Annotated in this window: 16 protein-coding genes; 13 read left to right on the top strand and 3 right to left on the bottom strand. The window is 47.3% G+C overall.

Annotated features, from left to right (window positions below; all coding sequences use genetic code 11):
• Positions 1–54: 54 nt before the first annotated feature.
• The 4 genes from HII30_RS18090 to HII30_RS18075 all read left to right on the top strand — a co-directional run bounded on the left by HII30_RS18090 (position 55) and on the right by HII30_RS18075 (position 9,933).
• Positions 55–3,744, top strand: coding sequence for a glycosyl hydrolase (locus tag HII30_RS18090; protein ID WP_169506450.1), 3,690 nt, complete (start codon positions 55–57; stop codon positions 3,742–3,744).
• Between the two features lie 45 nt (positions 3,745–3,789).
• Positions 3,790–8,364 carry an S-layer homology domain-containing protein gene (locus tag HII30_RS18085; protein ID WP_169506449.1) on the top strand — a complete coding sequence of 1,525 codons (4,575 nt, stop codon included), beginning with the start codon at positions 3,790–3,792 and terminating at the stop codon, positions 8,362–8,364.
• Positions 8,365–8,562: 198 nt separating this feature from the next.
• Complete coding sequence (locus tag HII30_RS18080) at positions 8,563–8,940, top strand: RDD family protein (protein WP_211184676.1); 378 nt, start codon at positions 8,563–8,565, stop codon at positions 8,938–8,940.
• Between the two features lie 168 nt (positions 8,941–9,108).
• Positions 9,109–9,933 (top strand): DUF368 domain-containing protein, encoded by an 825-nt coding sequence (locus HII30_RS18075; protein WP_169506447.1) that lies wholly within the window; start codon positions 9,109–9,111, stop codon positions 9,931–9,933.
• Positions 9,934–10,044: 111 nt separating this feature from the next.
• Here the strand turns inward: HII30_RS18075 and HII30_RS18070 are convergent, their stop codons facing one another.
• Positions 10,045–10,227, bottom strand: coding sequence for a hypothetical protein (locus HII30_RS18070; RefSeq protein ID WP_169506446.1), 183 nt, complete (start codon positions 10,225–10,227; stop codon positions 10,045–10,047).
• Positions 10,228–10,357: 130 nt separating this feature from the next.
• On the opposite strand from HII30_RS18070, the gene HII30_RS18065 reads away from it, so the two are divergent.
• Positions 10,358–10,657 carry a Dabb family protein gene (locus tag HII30_RS18065; protein WP_246246669.1) on the top strand — a complete coding sequence of 100 codons (300 nt, stop codon included), beginning with the start codon at positions 10,358–10,360 and terminating at the stop codon, positions 10,655–10,657.
• Between the two features lie 152 nt (positions 10,658–10,809).
• On the top strand, positions 10,810–14,052 hold the full coding sequence (locus HII30_RS18060; RefSeq protein WP_246246665.1) for a DEAD/DEAH box helicase: 3,243 nt from the start codon (positions 10,810–10,812) through the stop codon (positions 14,050–14,052).
• Positions 14,053–14,135: 83 nt separating this feature from the next.
• Here the strand turns inward: HII30_RS18060 and HII30_RS18055 are convergent, their stop codons facing one another.
• Both HII30_RS18055 and HII30_RS18050 read right to left on the bottom strand, forming a co-directional pair.
• Positions 14,136–14,345 carry a hypothetical protein gene (locus tag HII30_RS18055; RefSeq protein WP_169506443.1) on the bottom strand — a complete coding sequence of 70 codons (210 nt, stop codon included), beginning with the start codon at positions 14,343–14,345 and terminating at the stop codon, positions 14,136–14,138.
• Positions 14,346–14,406: 61 nt separating this feature from the next.
• Positions 14,407–15,177, bottom strand: coding sequence for a protein kinase family protein (locus tag HII30_RS18050; RefSeq protein WP_169506442.1), 771 nt, complete (start codon positions 15,175–15,177; stop codon positions 14,407–14,409).
• Positions 15,178–15,342: 165 nt separating this feature from the next.
• Here HII30_RS18050 and HII30_RS18045 point away from each other — a divergent pair, with 165 nt between their 5' ends.
• The 7 genes from HII30_RS18045 (at position 15,343) to cntC (ending at position 23,619) form a co-directional block, all read left to right on the top strand.
• On the top strand, positions 15,343–16,908 hold the full coding sequence (locus HII30_RS18045) for a glycoside hydrolase family 43 protein (protein WP_169506441.1): 1,566 nt from the start codon (positions 15,343–15,345) through the stop codon (positions 16,906–16,908).
• 226 nt (positions 16,909–17,134) lie between these two features.
• Complete coding sequence (locus HII30_RS18040) at positions 17,135–17,956, top strand: histidine racemase CntK family protein (protein WP_484549380.1); 822 nt, start codon at positions 17,135–17,137, stop codon at positions 17,954–17,956.
• Between the two features lie 25 nt (positions 17,957–17,981).
• Positions 17,982–18,785: a nicotianamine synthase family protein gene (locus HII30_RS18035; protein WP_169506439.1), complete on the top strand. Its 804-nt coding sequence runs from the start codon at positions 17,982–17,984 to the stop codon at positions 18,783–18,785.
• Positions 18,782–20,140: an opine metallophore biosynthesis dehydrogenase gene (locus tag HII30_RS18030; protein WP_169506438.1), complete on the top strand. Its 1,359-nt coding sequence runs from the start codon at positions 18,782–18,784 to the stop codon at positions 20,138–20,140. Before HII30_RS18035 ends, HII30_RS18030 begins: the two co-directional genes overlap by 4 nt.
• A 40-nt stretch (positions 20,141–20,180) precedes the next feature.
• The gene (cntA, locus tag HII30_RS18025) at positions 20,181–21,767 is read left to right on the top strand and encodes a staphylopine-dependent metal ABC transporter substrate-binding lipoprotein (RefSeq protein WP_169506496.1); all 1,587 of its coding nucleotides are present in this window, start codon (positions 20,181–20,183) and stop codon (positions 21,765–21,767) included.
• A 25-nt stretch (positions 21,768–21,792) separates the two neighbouring features.
• Entirely contained in the window at positions 21,793–22,725 is a 933-nt protein-coding gene (opp1B, locus tag HII30_RS18020; protein ID WP_169506437.1) for a nickel/cobalt ABC transporter permease, read from the top strand.
• The gene (cntC, locus tag HII30_RS18015) at positions 22,726–23,619 is read left to right on the top strand and encodes a staphylopine uptake ABC transporter permease subunit CntC (RefSeq protein WP_169506436.1); all 894 of its coding nucleotides are present in this window, start codon (positions 22,726–22,728) and stop codon (positions 23,617–23,619) included.
• Positions 23,620–23,621 lie beyond the last annotated feature (2 nt).

Raw genomic sequence — 23,621 nt, 5'->3', positions numbered from 1 at the left:
TAGAACACAGATGACGAAGCTTCAGAAGTAAGAAATATGAAAGGAGTGACCATTTTGCAAACAGCACATACCGGCACTAGCAGGGAGTTAAGCAGCCGGAACAAAGATTTTGATGTCTACCCAGGATTTGTTTCGCCCCCGGAGGGTTACGGTGAAGTGGCCTTCTATTGGTGGGTGGGAGAGAAGCTGACCAAGGAAAGGTTGTCCTGGCAGCTGGAACAGTTAAAGGATCATCATATTACGGGACTACAGATCAATTATGCTCACAGTGATGAAGGCGGAGAATTGTGGGGCCTCACTTATGAGAGTGATCCACCGCTGTTTTCTGAACCGTGGTGGGAATTGTTCACCTGGTTTGCGGAGAAAGCCGGATCGTACGGCATCGCTGTCAGTCTTAGCGACTACACACTCTGCTCACCGGGACAGGGCTGGTATACGGACGAAATTTTGGCTAAAAGACCGGATGCTGCCGGATGGAACCTGGCTCATTTCGAGCAGGACGCTGAAGAGAAGGTAACAGAATTGAAGCTTCCGGAGAATACCCTTTCCATATGTGCCTTTCCATTGAACGATGAAAAGCTGGAGCGTGAGGGTATGATCGACCTCACTCCTTTTATTGAAAGCGCTATATTGCATTGGCAAAAGCCTGCAGGATCATGGCGCTTGGTGGTGGTCTATGCTGAACCGAAGCCTAAATCGATTGATCCCATGCATCGTGAAAGCGGAGCCATGGTCATCGAACATTTCTTTCAACGCTTCGAAGACCGGCTGTCGGGGATCGACAATGCAAAGCTCGGCTTCTTCTTCTCTGACGAACTGGATTTCGGCATTCGCGGTCAGTTGTGGAATGGTGATTTCAGAAAGGAATTTCTCCGCCGCAAAGGATATGATGTGGTGCCTGAGCTGGCGGCATTGTTTACGGATATTGGACCGCGTACGCCTAAGATCCGTCTCGATTATAACGATGTGATGGTGGAGCTGTCCGAGGAAGGTTACTTTATTCCTGTATTTGAGTGGCATGAGCAAAGAGGCATGACATATGGATGTGACCATGGCGGCCGGGGAAAAGATGCAACGGAATTCGGTGATTATTTCCGTACTCAGCGTTGGAATCAAGGGCCGGGCTGTGATCAGCCTTCCTTTGAAAGTGATCTGATCAAGAACAAGGTAGCCAGCTCTATCGCGCACTTGTATGAGCGCCCCCGTACCTGGCTCGAGGGCTTCTATGGCACAGGATGGGGAACCTCAACAGAGGATGTTACCGATGCGATATTCCGGAATTTCGTCAGCGGGCATAATCTGCTGACTCTGCACGGTCTATACTACACCACCTATGGCGGCTGGTGGGAATGGGCACCGCCATGCAATCATTTTCGGATGCCTTATTGGGAGCATATGAAGCATTTGCTGGCATGTACAGAGCGGCTCAGCTATTTATTCAGCCAAGGCGTTCATGTGTGCGATGTGGCAATTCTATACCCAGTTGCGGCGATGGAAGGCGGTCTGGACGGAAATGTCTCCGTGGAGACGGCCTTTAGATTCGGTGAGCATTTATATTCGCGCGGCATCGATTTTGACTTTATGGACTTTCAGTCTTTGGAGCGGGCAACCATTCAAGACCGGGAGCTTCGGGTTTCCGGAGAAGGATACCGTGTGTTGATTTTGCCATCGATGCGGTCTGTTAGATATTCCACACTGCAGCAGGCGAAGGCGTTCCAGGAAGCGGGGGGCGTTGTCATCGCGCTCGACAGGCTGCCGGAAGCAAGTGAAAGAGCGGGCGCTTCAGATCCAGTGCTTGACGGGATGGTCCGGGAGATGTTTGGCTGGTCAGCATCTGAAGCTGATGTAAAAGCCGGTATGCGAATCTGCAAGAATCCGGCAGGAGGCATCGCCATGACCGCCCGTTCATTCTCGGAAGCAGAAGAAGTTATCGCTTCCGCTTTCCCACGAGACTTCGACTGCATGGCTGCAATTCAAGATCATGACTACCCATACGTTATGCACCGCCGCATCGGTCAACGGGATATTTACGCAGTCTATGGCGAAACCCATGAAGCTGAATGCTTCTTTCGGTGTCATGGCGACATGGAGCTGTGGAATCCGTGGGATGGTTCGGTTAAGGCGATTCAGGCTGAACGTGTCACAAGTCAGGGCACTTACGTCAAACTCCCTTTATCAAGTAAGGATATTCGATTGATCGTATTCTCGCCTTCAGATTCCCGTTCTGTCCAAGAGAGCGCAGAGGCGATCCAACCAAGAGAATATGGTTCCGGAATCAGGAAGACTCTGCTGCTGGATGGAGTGTGGTCGTTCCAGCTGCAGCCGACAATGGATAACCGATTCGGCGATTTCCGCCAACCGCCGGAGCCTGGGTTTATTGGGGCAGAAGCCCGCAGATTCAGTTATGCAGCCGAGTGGGTTGAGTCGGAAGGTGAGGATCAAACCTCTATAATGTGTCATGATCCGTCACTGGATGATTCTTCATGGAGACAAGTGACCTATGGATATGGCCCTCATTTTTGGAAGCTGGGACCGCTGCCGAAGGATGGCTGTCCGAAGCAATGGGAAGAGACTTTAGCTCAGCTCTCACATGCACCTGACACAAGGCAAGAGACCGTGGCTGGTAATCTCTATGAATGGGGCTCGTATTCCTATTCCACAAGACTTGGTATTGAAGGCGATCCGGGCCATCAAGGGTACCACGGATTAAAGGGAGAGATTACAGATGATTTCATCGCCATTGGTCAGAAGCAGTTCACGCTGACTGATACACATTACGTGTCTGAGACAGAGGGTGAGGTCGTTTACCTCTGGACGACATTTCATGCCGGCGGGGATCGGTCGGTTCGTCTGCGTATAGGAGGCATTGCTCCAGAGCGCTTATGGCTGAACGGTCAATTGATAGATGTTGAGCCGGGAGAGGTCAGCGTTCAGGAAGGTAGTAACACGGTACTCCTGTGTTATGAACGTCCTGGCAGAGGACACGTCATCTTTGAACGCATGGATGCCCCAGCCGACTGGGTACAGCCGATGCCGCTTGCTATGTCCTGGCATAACAAACCTGGTGTACTTGCTTATGATGTGTTTCCGGGTGAGTGCAGGCCAACAGCCGGATGGTACCGGTTTACGGCTCCACCAGGACTCCATACCATGCAAATCCATGCTCACGGAAATGTCCAGGTATGGGTAGACGGTGAGCAATGGGATGTTCACACAGAGAGTCACAAACCAGACGGTTCGGTTGTGTACCGTGTTGCAGGAGCGGAAAAGAAAGCATTTGTCAGCCTTGTGGCAGTTCGCATTCAATACGATCATCCGTCATTTTATGAAGGCAGCGCTATTCCAGAACCGATCCGCCTGGAATGCGGTGAGGGAATTATCATTCCGGGAGACTGGTCTCAGATCGACGGTCTGACCTGTTATTCCGGAGGAGCTGTTTATCGGCGTGAGATCGAATGGGATCTGGAGGAAAGCTCTGAGAATGTTACTGCCAAACTGGATTTAGGCAGGGTCTCGGCAACAGCAGAGATCTCCGTGAATGATCAGCATGTCTGTACGCTGCTGCATGCACCTTGGTCTGCAAATATTGCTCCTTGGCTGCAGCCAGGAAAGAACACCATCGAAGTGAAGGTTTTCAATACCTTAGCCAATCATTATGTTACAATACCAACCCGTTACCGCGGAGATCTGACATCAGGAATGATGGGACCGGTTCGCCTTGATATCCTCAGTCATCAGCAATAAGAAAGAAGCGGACAGTACTCTATTCTTATCTTGGGAGGGTAACAAATGCTCAAAAGGAGTTTATTTCGGACGGTTTCTATGGTAACAGCAGCTGTATTAATGATCACCCCGCTGCTTGGGCTCGGAATGATGAACAGCGATCAGGCTTTTGCCGCCGGGGAGGAGAATCTTGCCTTACGTAAAACCATAACCGCCTCCAGTTCGCTTGAAAATGGAGATTGGGGCGTGGCAAAAGTTGTAGATGGAAATACCAGCTCCGGTCCCTCTTCCATGGGATATTCAAGTCACAGCAATTTAAACAATAATCATGCGGAATGGGTAAAAGTCGATCTTGGCACGTCTGAGACCATGAATTCCGTGACCTTATTTCCTAGAGATGACAGCGGCGCCAAAGGGGAAGGGTTTCCTGCCGAATTTACCATCCAATTATCGAGTGATGATCAGAATTGGACAACTGTCGTAAACAGTACTTACGGTTCGAATCCCGGATCGGCTCCTCAGACATTTTATTTTGCGCCAGCGGATGCCCGATACGTGATGATTGACGCGACAAGCTTGACTCAAAACTTGACGAATCCATGGAAAGAATGGAGATTACAATTTGCCGAGATCGGTGTTTACAACGTTACACATGCGCCAGCACCTAAAATTACCGAACAGCCCAAAGGCAAAATTGTAATTCCCGGCGAGACGGTGAATCTCTCAGCAGCCGCAGAGGCAAGCGGGGAACTCAGTTATCAATGGTATCGTAACGATACCGGCAGCACCAGCGGTGCCACAGCCATTGATAATGCGATCGGATCTTCTTTACAGGTACCGACAGACACCGAAGGCACTACTTATTATTTTGCCGAGGTGACCAATACAGATCCTCACATGACGGAGAACACTACAGCAACCATCACGACTGATATTGTCGCCGTGACGGTGGCATCGAATGCTATGCCTCCTGAAGTCTCAGTTGTGACACAGCCGCCAAGCCGCAAGGTTTACGAGGATGGATATGCTGCAATCACCGTAAATGCGACGGCGACCGGAACACTCAGTTATCAATGGTACAGCAGCACGGTGCCGAGTGCAGAGGGGGCATCCCCGATCCAGGGAGCTACAAGCAGTACGATTCAGGTGCCGACGGACACGGTAGGAACCATGTATTATTATGCCGAAGTAACCAACACCGATCCCAATATGCCGCTGGACAAGGAAGCGACAGCATCGAGTGAGATCGTAGACATCGAGGTGCTGCCTGAGGGTGACGAAGATGGCCAGTCCATTGATAAGTCACGTGCTATGAAATATGGCTTCTTCGTCCATTACGTTCCAGGACTGACTGTAGATCCTTCCGGAGAAATCGTTGATGATCCGGATGAGCTTGCAGATAACTTTGATGCTTATCAGTTTGCAGAAGATCTGGATGCTATGAATGTTGAGTTTGTTATCTTCACGGCATGGCATAAAAACATGGTAGCTCTATGGCCAAGTGAAGCCATGAAGAAATGGCTTCCTACTGGACATACCACCGAACGGGATATGCTGAAGGACATGATTACTGCTGTCAAAGCGAAAGGGATCAGTGTGATGCTGTACACCCATCCGCGTGACGGCCATGACTTCAATCCGACCGATCAGGCCCTGACAGGCTGGAATAAGGACGGGAAATTCGATCGAACCATGTGGAATAATTTTCTCAACGATGTGTATGGTGATATGATGGCCAGGTATGGCAGCAAGATTGACGGTATCTATTTAGATGAAGGTGGTAACAACCTGGATTACGTGGATTACGTAAGGCTGCGGAAGACAGTAAAGGACGTTAATCCAGATGTGCTGATGTTCCAAAATAACTACTATGGCAACATTTATACGACAGACATTGGCGACCAGGAATTCTTCTTCTGGGCCCCGTTTGAGAAAGGAACAGACGGTACCCAGTGGACATCATTTAATCGAGGTGTGGGTCCTACCTTTGCAGGAAACTGGTGGGCGGAACAACCGATTACGAAAGATGTCATAACCTGGTCACCGGAAAGCATGTTTAGATACACAGTACTGCAAGCGGGAACCAACACAGATGGCCTTGGTGTTCAATGGGCTGCTGGACCATATGCTGGAGGCGGTTTTGAAAAAGATGTCGTATCTACCATGTCTGTAGTAGGCAGTTTTATTGAGCCGATTGAGGAATCGATCAAAAATACATTCCCAAGCACTTCATATCCGACTCCCGCAAGGTCAACCATAGCAGGTATCGAATGGGGAGTAGCAACCCGGTCAACAGATGATGCTTATGAATATATTCATGTTCTTAAGCCGCCGACCGGTAAAACCTTAACGCTTCCGTCTCCTCGAGACGGTAAAGTCTTTAGCAGCGCAACGCTGCTATCGAACGGTCACGAAGTTGCGCTGAGCCAGACTGCGGAAGGCGTGACGCTCAAACTGAATGACTCCGATTCCTGGGATGTCAATGACACCGTTATCAAATTGGAAGTCCTCAGCAAGAGCAGTAACCTTGCGTTAGGAAAACTAGTGTATGCTTCCAGCAGCGTGGATCACGATGGTGATCGCTGGGGGATGCAGAAGCTGACAGATGGAATCTATCAATCAATTAAAGGTATTTCAATGGGCCATTCCAGCAGCATGTTCCTGAAAGATGAAAACCATACGGAGTATGCGATCGTGGATTTGGGTGAGGATCAGCCGATATCGACTGTAACCTTGTTCCCGAGAACAGACAGCGGCAACGAAGGAGCCAGTTTCCCTGTTGATTTTTCCATCCAGCTGTCTGCAGATCTGCAAAACTGGACGACAGTGGCGTCGGAGAATGGCTATCCTGATCCGGGCGCTGTACCACAGACTTTTCATTTTTCGGAAACCGGTGCACGATACGTTAAAGTAGAGGCTGCCAAGCTGAAGATTAACGCTAAAGACTTCAACCAATATCGTCTGCAGCTTGCTGAGGTAGGGGTGTATCATGACGCAACAGTGCCCGTGCTGAGCCAGCAGCCGCAGAGCAGATCGGTTAAAGTGAACGATCCAGTGAAGCTTTCTGTGGCGGCTTCCGCCAGCGGAACACTGAGCTATCAGTGGTACAGCAGCAGCAGTAACCGCACAGATGGCGCCGCGGCGATTGAAAATGCAACTGGCCCAGAGATTGAGGTCCCAACTGGGACAGCAGGAACCACTTACTATTACTGCGTTGTCACAAATACAGAACACCATATGAATAATGGTTCTAGCGCAGCATCTGCCAACAGCGACATTGCAGCTGTAACCGTGACCTCTGAAGATTCAGGCGGCGGAGACAGCGGTGAAGAGCCAGGCGGAAATAACGGCGGGAATAATGGCGGGAACAACGGTGGAACCTCCGGTGGAAACACGGGTGGAAATAACGGTGGAAACATTGGTGGGAACTCCGGCGGTAACGCTGGCGGGAATAACGGCGGAAACTCCGGGTCTAACAACGGGGCGGCTGTAAATTCGGGCAAAATCGAAGTGAAGGCTGATGCAGACAACACAGGTAAAACTGTCATTCGTATAAACGAGGACACATTGCAGCGTGCAATAAGCTCTGCGAAGGATAAGCTGGTTACGATTACGATTCAGCCTTCAGCCAGTACAAAATCCGTGGATGTTTCTTTGCCGGTATCCTCGTTGAAACAAGCTAAAAACGCAGGCATTCAAACATTCGTAATGGATACCGGGCTGGCGATGATTACGGTAGGTGTAGATCTGCTTATAAACCATGCAGGAACTGCCTCGGATAAGGTGCAGCTTACCGTTGCTCAAACTGATTCTAGTTCACTGCCGAAGCCCGCTTCAGAAAAATTGGGGAATGCAGACGTCTATGAAGTGACACTGAAAATAGACGAGACCCCGATCAGCGATTTCAAGAATAAAGTACAGGTTCATTTTAAATACCAGCTTTTGGCAGGAGAGACACCAAATCAGGTTGTTGTCTATCAGATTAGCAGCCGAAATACTTTGGAGGTCGTACCTAACGGGAAATACAACATCTCAACAGGATTACTCTCCTTCAAGCCAAAACATCCAGGACAATTCAGCGCTATGTTTGCAAAGGTTTCGTTCCAGGATTTAAGCCAAACCTCTTGGGCGAGAAACAGTGTGGAAGCCTTAGCCGCAAGGGGAGCGATCAGCGGATTGGGGAATGACTTGTTCAATCCGAGCGGCCCGGTAACAAGAGCGGAGTTTTTAAAAATACTGCTGTCTGCTTTGGATCTGTTAGACGAATCGGCATCGGCTGCTTTCAGTGATATTGACCAACAGTCATGGGCGTACACGCCAATAGCCAGTGCACAAAAACTGGGTATTGTTCATGGTAACCCGGACGGCAGCTTTGGTGTAAACGATGAAATCAGCAGACAGGATGCAGCAGTCATGATTTACAATGCAGCCATGCTGGCAGGACTGGAACCAGTAAGAGGTTCTGAGAATGGATTTTCCGACAAAGCCCAGATTTCGAGCTATGCATTAAAAGCCGTAACGGCACTGAAAGATGCAGGTGTCATTCAAGGCTCGGGTGCGAACAAATTCCTGCCAAAGCACAATATGACGAGAGCGGAAGCGGCAGTGATCATCTTCAATATATTTAACACAGTAGATTAACTTTCAGCGGAAGGCCGTCCTGCAAGATCTCTGATCTTGCGGGGCGGCCATTTTGCTGTTGTGAGAGGCTTTAGTGCAAATTTATCTGTAACTTTTAACTTGTTAATGGTGTTAATAAGATAAGGCCAAAAGATACTCGCTCAAAGTTTGATAAAGAGAGACCAAAGAGGGGGAATTATTTTGTCAGAAGCAGGTTTTATGATCCGTTTATGGGCAAGTTTATTGGATGCTGTATTGATCGCTCTTCCAATTACAATACTTGCCGGCTTGATGACAGGCAACTTTGAAGACGAACCCATCAGTAAGTTTTTGCTTGCATTATACACTTTGCTGCTGCCTGTCATTTGGAATGGTCGAACGGTAGGGAAAAAGATAAGCGGGATCCGTATTCAGAAATACGATACCGAGGAAGCTCCTGGCATTGGAACTATGCTCCTTCGAAATGTTGTAAGCGGTGTGATCTACGGACTAACATTAGGTATTGGGGCAATCATCAGTGCGTTTATGGTTATCTTTCGTGAAGATAAACGCGCTCTTCATGATTTCATCGCAGGTACGGAGGTTATATACGATTGATGCTGCCTGAATTGCGCACCTGAAACATCAAACGGGTGCGCTTTTATTATCCAATAACTGCTGATTTGTAACCTGCATAAATTCGTATTTACTACACTGTTATGGTAGACTTAGTTGCTAGATTGGGCTTTTTTTGTAATCTTTTCGCAGATAAGGAGTAGAGAGAGTATGGAGTGGAAAAATATTTTTCGCGGGTTTGCCATGGGTACGACGGACTTAATCCCGGGTGTCAGCGGCGGGACGCTCGCTGTTGTGCTTGGCATCTATCAACGGCTGTTGGAAGCGATTAGCGGATTATTCAGCAAGGATTGGAAACGTCACTGGGCCTTTATTGTGCCTCTTGGGCTGGGTATGGTTATCGCAATCGGGTCTCTCAGCCGGCTAATTGAATATTTGCTGGAACATCATTATGCGCCAACACAATTTTTCTTCACAGGACTGATCCTTGGTGTTCTTCCGATGCTGGTGAGGCAGGCGGATGTCAGACGTAACTTTTCAGGCATACATATTTTTTCATTGATTCTGTGCATCGTATTGATGTCACTGCTCGCATTTATCCAAGCAGATAAAGAAAGTGGACACCTGATCACGCTGAATTGGATGACGGGTATTGGTATGTTCTTTGCCGGTTGGCTGGCCAGCATGGCCATGCTGCTTCCCGGAGTCAGCGGTTCCTTTATGCTGCTGATGGTGGGTGTATACCCTACGGCGATTAACGCGCTGACCTCCATGAATTTTCCGATCATTATGGTCATTGGTGCCGGTGTCATTGGCGGGTTTTATTTCAGCAGCAAGGGCATCCGATTCTTGTTATCTGCGTATCCGAATATGATGTATGCCGTTATGATCGGTCTCATTGGAGGTTCAGTGTTTGTAATATTTCCGGGAGTCGATAGCGGTGTTGAGTCATTGTTGATCAGTGTGGTCACCTTTTTAGCTGGTCTTGCGATTGCTATGTTTTTTGGATCACCTAAACGACTGCCACGGCAGTAGAACATCACATTACATTTAAATATCTTCTACCGAGATAAGCTGCTGCAGCAGCCCGCGACAAGTTCTTTATTGTGGCGGGCTGTTTTTTTTATATGGGCTGTGAGTCACAGATTAAGCGAATGGAGAGATAAACTTGAAAAAATACATATGGATGGTGATGATTTCATCATTAATTATGCTGGTGTCCTGCTCTGCGCCAGAAGATGCATCCAATACATCTGCGATGGGATGTTCGTGATCATGAACCGCTTCATAACCATTTAGCCATCCAGGCATTAGGAATCGATCCGTCATCGATGACAAGAAGGACTCTGAATATCCATTCAGAAGAAGATTAGTTGTCCATTCTGGTCGTAGAGAAGCGTCTGCGTTCGAACAAAAAAGGTGTTATAATATGGAAAACAGACAAAGGAGGAGAAATAGGTTGAGTAAAATTAAGCACATGGTGACATTCTCACTGCTTGCTGGAAAAGATAATGATGAATCCGAAACATTCTTACGGATGAGCAGAGAGGAATTGTCTGCTATTCCCGGAGTAGAGCAATTTGAGGTGTTTCGTCAGGTCAGTCCCAAGAATGAATATGACTATGGATTTTCTATGGTGTTTGCGGATCAAAAAGCATACGATGCTTACAATGAGCACCCCGTACATATCTCATATGTCGAAGAACAATGGAAAACAAAAGTGAGCCAGTTCCAGGAAATAGATCTTGTACTTCTTTAAAAAATATCGGGAACAAGTCAGTCTTACGAGACTGGCTTTTTTTCATTGGAGTATTTGATACAATGAAAGGAAGAGATGACACACGAAACACATGCATTGAATTGAGGGAGATTATGAGAGAACCAGGGTTTGCTCAATCGATAAATAAAAAAATGATTCAGTCCATATGTGGTATAAGCTCCAGCAAAAAGGGTGAGGCATTCTGCCAGACCGGAAAAGTAACGGCGGTGCTGGTCGAAAATAGTGAACAGTCACAGCTTTACGAAGCAGTTGTTAGAGATCATGGCAGCTGTCATTTGGCTGTGGAGATCCGCAGGGATGGTCAAATTGCAGCGAAATGTGCATGTTCAACTCAGTTTTCATTTGACAAATACTGCAAACATGTTGCGGCTAGCTTGTATCTGATTATGCAGAAACATCAGTATGAAAATGAGACAGAGTGGGTTGATTCGGAGGTTTCCGTAAATACTGCCGGAAGTAACGGCAGTCTGGTACAGGAGGTACTGCAGCTGTTTGGTCCGACAAGTAAAATACGCAGCGGAAGCCGGGCACTACTGGAATTTCGCACCGAATTATATGCGGAATTTCTGGTATTCATTTATCAGGGCGGACCCCGAGACAATCTGCTTGGTATCGAATTGAAGATCGGACCTGGCAAAGGATATAAAGTACCAGATATTCGGGAATTTCTATCGCATTACGAGCGGGGGGAGCATTGTGTCATTTCACGATATTTCTCTTACGATCCAAGCCAGCACTGCTTCGCTGAGGCAGATCAAGAGATTCTCCAGCGGCTGCTGGATGTACGCAAAGATGAAAAGCTGCAGCGAGAAGCCATAGGGACATTGTACACAGGTGAGATCCACGATGTTCGAACACTTCCGATTCCTCCATCTGCTTGGGAAGAAATGGTTAAGTCATTAAGTGAGGCCAAGCGGGTTCAGGTGAATGACAGTAACAAGACGCATAACAGAATAACTTATGTTCATGAACCACTCCCGCTGCAGTTTGAATTTGATCAGAACGAACAAGAAGGGTTTAGATTACTTGTTAAAGGCCTTCGTGATATCACTCTGCTGGAAGTCTATCGTATGGCACTCTGGAAAGGGAAATTCATGAAGCTGAAAGCCGAGGATTGTACCCGATTGTCCAGTTTACAGCGGCTGCTTCTGGAGCAGAACTCGGATTCCATCCATATTCCTCCTAATCAAATGGAGCCTTTTATGGAACGCGTCGTTCCTGGACTGATGAAGCTCGGCGATGTTCGCATGAAAAAGGCGGTTTCTGATCGAATTCTGCAAACTCCCTTGAAGGCTCGCATTTACCTGGACCGTGTGCGGGACAAGCTGCTTGTAAGTGTTGAGTTTCAGTACGGGGATATTGTCTTGAACCCTCTTGAAGAAGAAAGAGCTCGTCAGGTAGAGCGCCGTATCCTGATCCGTGAAGGGGAGAAAGAGTCTCGTATTTTGCAGCTGTTGGAAATGGAGGCTTTTACTAAAACGGAAAGCGGCTTTTATATGCAGGATGAAGATCATGAGTTTGATTTTCTATACTTCATCGTTCCTCAGCTGGAACAGCTTGCTCAGATTTATGCAACATCAGCAGTTAAAGAGCGTTTAGTGACGAATCATGAGCCGCCCCATATTTCGGTCAATATCGACGAACGCAGTAATTGGTTGGAATTTCGCTTTCAAATGGAAGGTATCCAGGAATCTGAGATTCAAGCGGTACTGCGTTCTTTGGAAGAGAAACGAAAGTATCATCGGCTAAAAAAAGGCGGACTGCTTCCCCTCGAGACGGAGGAGTTCCAGAAAATCATTGCATTTATGAATGAGACCGGTATGGCGAGCGAAGACGTAAACGGCCAGCAATTCCGGCTGCCAGCAGCCAGAGGAATTCACCTTCTGGATGCCCGTGATCGAAACGGTGAACAGACCATAAAGCTTGGCAAATCGATCCGCAGGCTGCTGGAGCATCTAAGGCATCCGGACCTGCTGGATTTTGAGCTGCCGCCAAGTATGTCATCGATGCTGAGAGAATATCAGCAGTATGGTTACCATTGGCTGAAGACCTTGGCGCACTATGGATTTGGAGGTATTTTGGCTGATGAAATGGGACTCGGCAAGACCATCCAAAGCATCGCTTATCTCTTATCTGTGCTGCCAGAGATCCGTTCACAGGCGCGGCCGGCACTCATTGTTTCTCCTGCTTCGCTCATGTATAACTGGCAGAATGAACTGCATAATTTCGCGCCTGATATCCGGGTCGTTATTGCGGATGGTTCAAAAAAAGAAAGAAATGCCGTGCTTCAAAACATCGGCGCTGCTGATGTGGTGATCGTATCCTATCCACTGCTTCGCAAAGACTCTAATCAGTATGCCGAAACGGAGTTTCACACCTTGATCCTGGATGAAGCCCAGGCTTTTAAAAATAACTATACGCAAACGGCTCGCACGGTAAAGGCGCTTCGGGCAAACTTTCGGTTCGCTTTAACGGGTACACCTGTCGAGAACTCTCTGGAAGATCTCTGGTCGATCTTTGAAGCGGTGTTTCCCGGATTGTTCCCGGATCGAAAGAGTTACTCCGATATGTCCCGCGAAGCTGTATCCAGAAGGGCACGGCCTTTCCTGCTGCGCAGATTAAAAAAGAACGTTTTGCGGGAACTCCCTGATAAAGTGGAATCCGTTCAGATATCCGAGCTGCTTCCTGAGCAGAAAAAGCTGTATACGGCATACCTTGCCAAACTGCGCCAGGAAACGTTAAAGCATCTGGATCAGGACGATTTTGAGAGTCACAGAATTCAAATATTGGCCGGCTTAACCAGACTACGCCAAATTTGCTGCCACCCGGCTCTATTTGTGGAAGGGTATAAGGGATCGTCTGCCAAGATGCAGCAGCTGCTGGAAATGATTGATGATTGCAGGAATGCGGGAAGACGGATGCTGGTATTCTCACAATTCACTGAAATGCTGAATTTGATTGGGAGAGAGCTTGGTACACGCGGTATTCCGTTTTTCTATTTGGACGGCGCTACACCAGCAGCAGATCGGGTAGAGCTTTGTTCAAAATTCAATGAGGGGCAGCGTGACCTGTTCCTGATTTCGATGAAAGCAGGAGGAACCGGTCTGAATCTGACTGGGGCAGATACGGTCGTGTTGTATGATTTATGGTGGAACCCTGCAGTAGAAAGACAAGCAGAAGACCGGGCGCATCGAATGGGTCAGAAAAAGGTTGTGCAGGTGATCCGGCTCATTTCACGCGGAACGATGGAAGACAAGATGTATGAACTGCAGCAGAAGAAAAAGACGCTCCTGGAAGAAGTCATTCAGCCAGGGGAGGAAGCTCGTTTCTCTTTTACAGAGGAAGATATTTTAAAGCTGTTATCTGAGGAATAGCTCGTGAAACAATGGAGCATAAAAGAAGTGCCTGAGATCTTGTTCAGATCTTGCAGAGCACTTCTTTTGTTTGTGATAGTTATTTAGCTTGAGCTGTATTTCCGATTCTTGTAGTATCCGTGACCCATACGGCCGTGCTTGCGTTTGTAATCTGATGAGGAGCTTTTACGTCTTGAATACCCGTGACTGCTGCTATGTCTTTTACGCCCTAATTTGGCAGAACTGCTGTATCTCCGCCGTCCATGACTTGAGGAAGAGGAGTGAAGAAATTTATTGATAAATTTCTTAAACATATCGTGCGCATCCTCCTTTCATCAAAATTATCCTAACACAACCTGAATCCTGCCTTCAACTTCAAACGTTATGCGAGGCTCGTATTTCTTCCAAAGCATGAGCAGAACTAGCGTAGGGTGTTGTGACTGCGAGCAATCGTTCAATGATATGTTTTATTTTTAAGGAAAGATTCAATTCTTCCTGCCAGCTAGCTGTTCCGTCAGCTGCTGTGTTTACGTCCGGAGTAAAGGATGAATACAGCATAAACAGCATAAAATGACCGATATCTTCAAGGTCCGATTGTTCTTCGGGAGGTTTGTGGTCTTCGGCAGAGCTGGATGGACAGGGAGCTTCACCGATGCGTCTGGCCAGACCAAAATCGATAAGATACAGTTTGTTTTTCTGAAATAAGACATTCGGAATACGCAGGTCGAGATGTACCCACCCCTGTTGATGCAATGGAACGACCAGTTCAAGCAGCTGTATGGTCACAGAAAGGCATTGCCTCTCGTTATAGGTTTTTCCTTGTTCGAATATCAAATCCTCAAGTGTGTCTCCGCTCAAATAAGACATAACCAAATAGCTGTGTAGTTTCTCTGTGAAGTGATTCAGGTAAGCAGGAAATTGTGTGTGCTTCAATGATTTCAGGATGTGCGTTTCGCGATCAAGCAGCTGCCTGGCAAATCGTCCTTTACTGCACCTGGCCTGCTTTACGGCTACAAAATCGCCGGAAATAGCATCCTCACATAAATAGATTAATCCATAACTTCCTTCTCCAATAAGTTTCAGTACTGTATATCGGCTTGCAAGCTGTGTTCGGGGTTCAGCAGGGTAATCCCGCCAAGCCCGCATAAAGGAATTCAGTTTTGCTAACAGAATCTGATCTCCTCTCTCGTAACTTCACCTTTCTTATTTAGTTTATCTTATGCCTTTCATGGTATCAATTGATGAATTCTTTCATGTAGAAACCGTTTACTATCGGTGTTATAATCACGAACAGAGAGGAGAGATACAAATATGAACACGCATCAGCACACTAAAGAACAGTTAAAAACGGTAACATACAAAAACCCGATCTTGAGCGGTTTTCATCCCGATCCAAGCATCTGCAGGGTAGGGGACACGTATTATCTGATCACAAGTACGTTTGAGTACTTTCCTGGAGTGCCTATCTTCAAAAGCAAGAACCTGGTGGACTGGAATCAGATCGGATACTGCCTTACCCGGCCTTCACAGTTAAAACTGAATAAGACAGGCAGCTCTGGCGGAATTTATGCACCAACACTGCGATATCATAACAACCTCTTTTATATGGTGACAACCAATGTTTCAGACCGCGGTAATTTTTATGTCACAGCTGAAGATCCGGCGGGAGAGTGGTCGGATCCAATCTGGGTGGATCAGCCGGGGATTGATCCGGACCTGTTCTTTGACGAAGACGGTTCCGTCTACTTTACGACAAGTTATGGCGGGGATGGTGCATATCAAAGCCGGATTGATATACATACAGGGGAGCGTTTGACGGATTACAAGCGTATCTGGACAGGAACTGGGGGCCAGTATCCCGAAGCTCCGCATATGTACAAGATCGGTGATTATTATTATTTAATGATCGCCGAGGGCGGTACAGAGTATGGTCACATGGTTACGATCGCCCGAAGCAAGCAGCCTGAAGGACCTTATGAATCCTGCCCCGGCAACCCGATTCTGACGCATCGAAGTCAATCTTATTTCATTCAGGCTACAGGTCACGCCGACTTCGTACAGACAGAGCATGGTGACTGGTGGGCTGTGTTTCTCGGCATTCGGCCGATCGGTTATCCGAGAAGTCACCATTTGGGCCGGGAAACCTATCTTGCTCCGGTTACTTGGAATGAGCAGGGCTGGCCAGTTATAGGCGATCAAGGAACGGTATCAGAAGAGATGAGTACGAACCGCTTGCCGGGTGGCTATGCACCTAAGGCTGTCTCATCGAACGAAACCATCCGCGATGATTTTGATACACCGGAACTTTCACTCTCATGGAATTTCCTACGCAATCCGTATTCCCAAGACTGGTCCTTGACTGAGAAGCCGGGATCTTTGACATTGAGAGGTTCAGCCGTCACGTTAAATGATGTGGATTCACCAGCTTTTGTCGGCCAGAGACAGCGTCACTTTGACTGCAGCGTGTCCGCTTTACTGGAATTCAATCCCGAGAATGAAGGGGAAGAGGCTGGATTAACGATAAGGGCAAATGAGAAGTTCCATTATGAAATCGCCATATTAAATGACGGCGGTCAGCGGAAACTGATTCAGAGACGCCGGATCGGAAGCTTGTGGAAGGTTGAGCATGAGCAGGAATGGAATCAGGATCGTGTGATTTTAAGTATTCAGGCAGATGAGAAAACATACAAATTCGGATATGCGAAAGAAAGCAATCCATCCGTTACGACTCTGATTGGAGAAGGCGAGTGTGCGTTTCTGGGAACAGAGGTGGCTGGCGGATTTACAGGTGTTTATTTTGCAATGTATGCCACGGGGAACGGGAAAAAAGCCCAGAGTCCCGCTCATTTCGAATGGTTCGAGTACAAATTCATTTAATTAAGTTAGCCTAAAAGCCGCGATTTTCGCGGCTTTTTTGTTTTGTATTGATAAGTCGAGCACGAGGCACAGCAAATTTATTGTTGACAATGTAAATAGCTGGGATTATAGTTATTTCTAATCTTAATCGTAATTATTACTAATAAGTGCAAAGAGTCACCTTCGTCCATCATGATTTGGAGTACTAAACACGCAATCTTATTGATTATGGGGTGAGACGTGCGGAATGGAAGTGAAGTTTATCAAAACCAACCCGACTCAAAACATGACAATTCTTGTTGAGAGTCATCACCATCGAGACTGCTATCAAGAAGTCGCATCCCGCCTAATGGCATATGATCATGTTTTTGCAGAGCAGGTCGGATTCATTGAAGCTCCTCGAAGTGATGGTGCGTGGGCCAGGCTGCATATGATGGCTGGAGAGTTCTGCGGGAATGCTGCCATGTCGCTGGCCGTTGTAATGGCATGGAAGCAAAACCTGCTGCCCGGTGAGCAGTTGTTAATTCCACTTGAGGTATCCGGCTCTCATTCGCTGCTGCTCTGCCAGGTGAAAGCTGATCCGAGTGGGTTCACCTGCAAAGTGGATATGCCGCTCCCATCCTCAATTGTAAAGACATCGTTTCTGATTGATGGATGTCATGTTCCAGCGGCAGTGATTCGATTTTCGGGGATTGTGCATGTTATTTTGCAGCCTCCCTGTGTGGATGAAAGAACCAAAGCCATGGCACAGAAGTTAATTACTTCACCAGATCTGCTGCAAGGAGAGAGCGCTGTTGGCATCATGCTGTACCAAAGTCAATCCCGTGAGATGACCCCCTTGATCTACATCCCGGAAGCAGATTCCCTGGTTTGGGAGCGGGGATGCGGTTCCGGCGCAGCGGCCTTGGGAGCTTTTCTGGCAGCAGAAGCGGAAATCAGTTTACATATCCATATCCGACAACCGGGCGGAAGCATGGAGGTATGGGCTCAATACGATAATGGCAGAATTTTCGGTTTATCAATCCAAGGTCATGTCGACATTTCGGCTGCGGGCATCGCCTATGTATAAGAACAGGACAGGGGGTTAGAAAAGTTTGATAACAACAGAAGAAGTCTTGCTGCAGCAGCTGAATTCTTTTCTCCAGCAATTCCGTGAACTTAATTTGTCGTTTCAGCAAGGAAAAGAAAATTATGAGGAGATGGAAAACGTCATTGGTGCGTTTACTTCATTTGTATTGAACCGTGATTACGAAATTCTCTGGGAGTCTGTACAGCAAAATTCTGATCTTCGTTTCAGCAGCATCGTTTCTCAGCTAAGAGAGCAGTCTGCTTACTGCGTTTGGGCAATGGAAAAGCACCGTGCTGCTGAACTTCTGAAAAACAGAAATGAGATTGCAGACTATTTCAGTAATATTGAATCCTGCATTGAAACCGAATTTGGCAGTTTTGAGATCTCATCGGATTCCAAGGTGCTTATGATCGGATCAGGTGCCTTCCCGATGACACCACTGCTTATCGCTGAACGTACAGGTGCAGAAGTGGTAGGTATCGATATTGACCCGGAAGCAAATGAACTGGCAAGACAGGTTATTACGCTGCTAGGAGATTCTCTAGACATACGCATCGAACAGGTGACAGTGGATCAGCTGCCATTCACGAGGGAAGCGACTCATATCGTATTTGCCTCGACGATCAAAGAGAAATTTCAGCTGCTGAGCCAGCTTCATGCCTTATCTCGGGAAGATGTCGTCATCGCGATGCGATACGGAGACGGCCTGAAATCACTGTTTAATTATCCCCTACAAGATGTGGATTCTTCACAATGGACCATGGTCCATAATGTTTCACAGCCTCAACAGGTCTTCGACATTGCGTTGTACCGGAAGAGCGAACAATGAACATACATAGAGAACATTTACCGGCAGATTGCACACCGGGAGCAGATAACACTCAAAGCGTGCTGATCTTAGGCACCGGACCCGCTTCACTCCAATTGGCTGTCTTGATGAAGCAGAAATGGAAGGCTTGTGTAGGAATCGCCGGGAGGGTGTCTGTCCGCTCAGAGACCCTGTTCAAGTCGCTTGAGAAAAAGGGCTATCTTATTTCAGCCGAGGTGCAAAATGATGCACATTTACCGCTTAAAGGTGAATGCGTAATCGATCATATTTTTCAGGGGTATGAGCAAGTGTCAGGGGCATGGGATACTTTAATCCTCGCCGTAACGACTGATGCTTACATTGAAGTGTTAAAAAAGATACACCGAGATGTTCTCAAGCAAGCACAAACTCTCCTATTAGTCTCACCTACGCTTGGCTCAAACAGCCTGGTCAAACATTATTTAAGTACTCTTGAAAGTAAAGCCGAAGTCATCAGCTTCTCCACGTACTTAGGGGATACAAGGTGGAAAGACGACAAACCGGGACATCAGGTGATCACCACAGGCGTGAAGAAAAAATTGTACATCGGTTCGACGCATAAGTCATCCCAAGCGATAAGCCGCTGGAGTGAACTGCTTCAATCGTTAGGCTTAACACTTGGCGTCATGGACTCACCGATAGAAGCAGAAACAAGAAACATTTCGTTATATGTTCATCCGCCGCTGTTCATGAATGAGTTTTCATTAAACGCCATTTTTGGAGATAACAGCGTCCGGAAGTATGTATACAAAATGTTTCCCGAAGGACCTATAACTCAGACACTGATCAGTACTATGCTGGCCCTGTGGAAAGAAATCACGTCCGTTGTAGAGAAGATGAGTCTCAAAGGTGTAAATCTCCTTCAGTTTATGACCGACGATAATTATCCGGTACGGCCAGAGAGCTTGTCCAGGCAGGACATTGACCATTTCACGGAACTGGATTCCATCCATCAGCAGTATTTGCTGTATGTCCGTTATACGTCCTTATTGATAGACCCATTCTCAGAGCCGGATGCTGAAGGTAGGTATTTTGATTTTTCAGCAGTTCCAATCCGAACGTTGTTTGTCAACAGAGATGGGGAGCTGGAAGTCCCGAGAATGCCGAAAGAGGATTATTACCGGATCAAAATCATACAAGGGATCGCGCGCTTTCTGCAGGTGGACTGTCCCATGATCGACCAGTTTATATCGGCCTACGAGCATAAGCTTCAAACAGCTGCTGCCGCCAAGTCTGATGTTCGGCTGTCCAATGCCTTTCTCGTTCAGAGCTTTGAAGAGGATGTCACGATGATTTGCCGTGAAATTGAAACACTGCTGGAAGCAAGCACATCATAAATTGCACCCATTAGGAGGAAGTTTTAACGTGAAAAAAAGAATGTTCACATCATTAATTACCGCAGCCCTGGTTCTGATTGCAGGCTGCAGCGAAAAATCTACAGCAGGCGGGTCCGAGAACACGCCGAAAGAAATCATCTATGCCTCTTCCAAAGATATTAACGATATGAACCCGCATTTGTATCCAGGCTCAATGCCGGCACAAGGGAAGGTCTATGAATCACTCGTGGAAAACACCAAGGGAGGAATCAAGCCTCTGCTCGCCGAATCCTGGGACATTTCGCAAGACGGCAAAGTATATACCTTTCATCTGAGAAAGGATGTAACGTTTCACGACGGAGCGCCCTTTAATGCTGAAGCCGTGAAGCAAAATATTGAGGCTGTGCAGAGCAATGCCAGTAAGCATTCCTGGATCAAGCTGTCTACCAAGATCGAGAGCTGCAATGTCATCGATGAACATACCGTGGAGCTGAGATTGTCGGAAGCTTATTATCCTGCACTAGTTGAGTTGTCCATGACCAGACCTTATGTGTTTATCTCGCCCAAAAGTTTTATCAATGGCGAAACCAAGGATGGGGTCAGCAGCTTCAATGGCACCGGTCCATACATCCTAAAGGAACATCAGGTTGATCAATACGCTACTTTCGAAGCCAATGAAAACTATTGGGGGGGAGCACCATCGATCAAAAAAATCACATCCAAGGTTCTTCCAGCCGGAGAAACAACGTATTTGGCGCTGCAAAAAGGGGAAGTGAATTTTGTCTTCACAGATGACCGAGGTACTGACAGTCTGGATGTGGAAGCGATGAACACATTAGCAGATTCCGGTAATTATCAGATCGTTCGGAGTGAGCCGATGAACACTAAGATGATTGTCGTCAACAGCAGCAAATCCGGTCATCCCGTGAGTGAAAAGGCTGTGCGTGAAGCCATCTGGCATGCCGTAGACCGCGAGACGATCAGCAAGCAGATTATGAACGGTTCTGAATCACCTGCGGAAACCCTTTTCTCATCCAACGTGAACTACGCTGATATTGACTTGCAAAAGCGCGCTTATGATCCAGAGAAAGCAAAGACACTTCTTGAAGAAGCAGGCTGGATTGTAGAAGAAGGTCAAGCTGTACGGAGCAAAAATGGAAATCCGCTGGCTATGAAGGTTTATTTCGATATTCATTCCAATTCGCAGAAGACGCAGGCTGAGTTTATTCAGAGCTCCTTAAAAACGATCGGCGTGCAGATGGAACTGGTCGGGGAGGAATCCTCATCGATTGCTAACCGGAGATCAACGGGGGATTACGATCTGCTGTTTAATCAGACCTGGGGACTCGCATACGATCCACAAAGCACGATATCAGCCTTTACATCCGATGCTTCATATCTGCACACCACCAAGGGCATGTCAAACGCAGACCAGCTGTATCAAAAGATTGAAGAGGTCATGGTATCCAAGGATGAGCCATCACGAGAAGCACTTTACAAGGATATTCTGACGATGGTACACGATGAAGCAGTCTTTATCCCTTTGACTAACGGCAGTGTCACGATTGTAGCTCCAGCAGATCTGCAGGACATTACCTTTAAACAAACTCAGTTCGAGCTGCCATTTGAGCGTATGAGCTTTAAGTAATGCTGCTTAACCAGAGGAGATGTCTATGTATAAATACATGATCAAACGTTTTTTAATATCCATTCCGCTGCTCCTGATCATCTCATTTCTGACCTTTGTGCTGATTCATTTGTCTCCTTTGGATCCGGCTGAGGTGGTCCTGCAGGCTCAGGGTGTGCCAGTCATTACGGAGGAACTTATGGTCCAGACCAAGCAGGAGCTGGGATTGGATCAGCCCTTCCTGATCCGTTATCTGGCGTGGTTTGCTTCCTGCTTGCAGCTGGATTTCGGAGATTCTTACGTCACAGGGCAGCCGGTATGGTCACTCCTGGCCCCTGCCTTTCTTAATACCGTAAAGTTGACGATGGTTTCAGCGCTGTTGATCATTGTGCTGTCTATCGTATTGGGTGTTGTGTGCGCATTAAGAGAAGGTAAAATGACAGATAAAACCGTAAGGGGAATTTCATTCTTTGTGACCGCAATGCCTTCTTACGCGCTGGCGGCGATTCTGATCTGGCTGTTCTCTGTGAAGCTGGATCTCCTGCCGACAAGCGGAATGAACTCGTTATCCAGCTACATCTTGCCAGTGATTGTCATTGCAGTCAGTTATGCAGGTCTCTACTTCCGGATTATTCGAAGCTCCATGCTCAATAATCTGAATGAGAATTATGTGATGTACGGCAGAGCATGCGGTTTACCTGAGCATAAAATTACGAAGACCATATTAAGGAACTCACTTCAGGTCGCCGTTTCTGTATTCTGCATGGCGGTTCCAATTATTCTGGGAAGCACTGTAGTAGTCGAGAACATGTTTGCTTGGCCGGGCCTTGGGAGTCTTAGTGTGAAGTCGATTCTAAGCCGGGATTTTCCAATGATTCAAGCGTATGTACTTGTGCTTGCCACAGCCTTTGTCCTGTTCAACACTGTATCGGACATGATCAATGCAGCAATAAACCCGAAATTGAGAGAAGGCTTGTAGATGAAGATGTGGAAAAATATGCTGCAGGATAAGCTGGCCCTGTTGTCGTTCTCCATCATATCACTTGTTATGGTCACAGGATTGTTCGCTCCATTCATTGCACCTCACGATCCTTACGAGGTCCATATGGTCCTCCGGTATGCAGGCAGCTCCTGGACATATTGGTTAGGCAATGATCATCTGGGCAGATGTATATTATCCCGTTTAATCTACGGCATTCGTCCCAGTATTTTGTGGGTGTTCGCAGCTTTGGCCGTTTCCGTCGGGATCGGAGCAATGCTGGGCTTCATCGCCGGATACTTTAGAGGAAAGATCGATGCACTGCTGATGCGAATTTGCGATGTGATGCTGTCATTTCCAGGAACGGTAATGACACTGGCCATTGTCGGCATTCTAGGCGTAGGTCTGGAAAATATATTAACAGCCTTCATTCTGATGAAATGGGCCTGGTTTGCACGTGTTATACGAACAGCCGTCTTGCAGTATAGTGAGTCGGATTATGTGAAATTCTCCAAAGCGATCGGTGTTAAGCCTTTCAAGATTATATACAGGCATATTGTTCCAGTCACGTTATCGGATATTGCGGTCACAGCCAGCAGCTCATTCGGCTCTATGATTTTGCAGATCTCCGGATTTTCTTTTCTAGGACTTGGAATCCAGGCGCCGCACGCCGAATGGGGTATGATGCTGAATGAGGCACGAGGGGTCATGTTCTCCAGACCGGAATTTATGGTGGCCCCGGCACTGAGTATTATGATTGTTGTTTCGGCCATCCATTTTTTTTCTGATTATTTACAGGTTGCGCTTAACCCGAAATTAAGGACCTCGAAACACAAGGCCGGTGACTTTGCTGGAACAACCACTCCAAGGCTTCAGGAGAAGGAGGTGGCGTAGTC

Origin of the sequence: Paenibacillus lemnae (assembly GCF_012933385.1) — a bacterium.
Classification (GTDB): domain Bacteria; phylum Bacillota; class Bacilli; order Paenibacillales; family Paenibacillaceae; genus Paenibacillus_AQ; species Paenibacillus_AQ lemnae.
This window is presented reverse-complemented; position numbering and strand designations above follow the sequence as displayed.

Excerpts from the sequence above, each read along its gene's own strand:
- HII30_RS18085 (WP_169506449.1), top strand. The coding sequence starts at position 3,790 with ATGCTCAAAAGGAGTTTATTTCGGACGGTTTCTATGGTAACAGCAGCT.
- HII30_RS18080 (WP_211184676.1), top strand. The coding sequence starts at position 8,563 with ATGATCCGTTTATGGGCAAGTTTATTGGATGCTGTATTGATCGCTCTT.
- HII30_RS18075 (WP_169506447.1), top strand. The coding sequence starts at position 9,109 with ATGGAGTGGAAAAATATTTTTCGCGGGTTTGCCATGGGTACGACGGAC.
- HII30_RS18070 (WP_169506446.1), bottom strand. The coding sequence starts at position 10,227 with ATGACGGATCGATTCCTAATGCCTGGATGGCTAAATGGTTATGAAGCG.
- HII30_RS18060 (WP_246246665.1), top strand. The coding sequence starts at position 10,810 with ATGATTCAGTCCATATGTGGTATAAGCTCCAGCAAAAAGGGTGAGGCA.
- HII30_RS18055 (WP_169506443.1), bottom strand. The coding sequence starts at position 14,345 with ATGTTTAAGAAATTTATCAATAAATTTCTTCACTCCTCTTCCTCAAGT.
- HII30_RS18050 (WP_169506442.1), bottom strand. The coding sequence starts at position 15,177 with ATGCGGGCTTGGCGGGATTACCCTGCTGAACCCCGAACACAGCTTGCA.
- HII30_RS18045 (WP_169506441.1), top strand. The coding sequence starts at position 15,343 with ATGAACACGCATCAGCACACTAAAGAACAGTTAAAAACGGTAACATAC.
- HII30_RS18040 (WP_484549380.1), top strand. The coding sequence starts at position 17,135 with ATGGAAGTGAAGTTTATCAAAACCAACCCGACTCAAAACATGACAATT.
- HII30_RS18030 (WP_169506438.1), top strand. The coding sequence starts at position 18,782 with ATGAACATACATAGAGAACATTTACCGGCAGATTGCACACCGGGAGCA.
- cntA (WP_169506496.1), top strand. The coding sequence starts at position 20,181 with ATGTTCACATCATTAATTACCGCAGCCCTGGTTCTGATTGCAGGCTGC.
- opp1B (WP_169506437.1), top strand. The coding sequence starts at position 21,793 with ATGTATAAATACATGATCAAACGTTTTTTAATATCCATTCCGCTGCTC.
- cntC (WP_169506436.1), top strand. The coding sequence starts at position 22,726 with ATGAAGATGTGGAAAAATATGCTGCAGGATAAGCTGGCCCTGTTGTCG.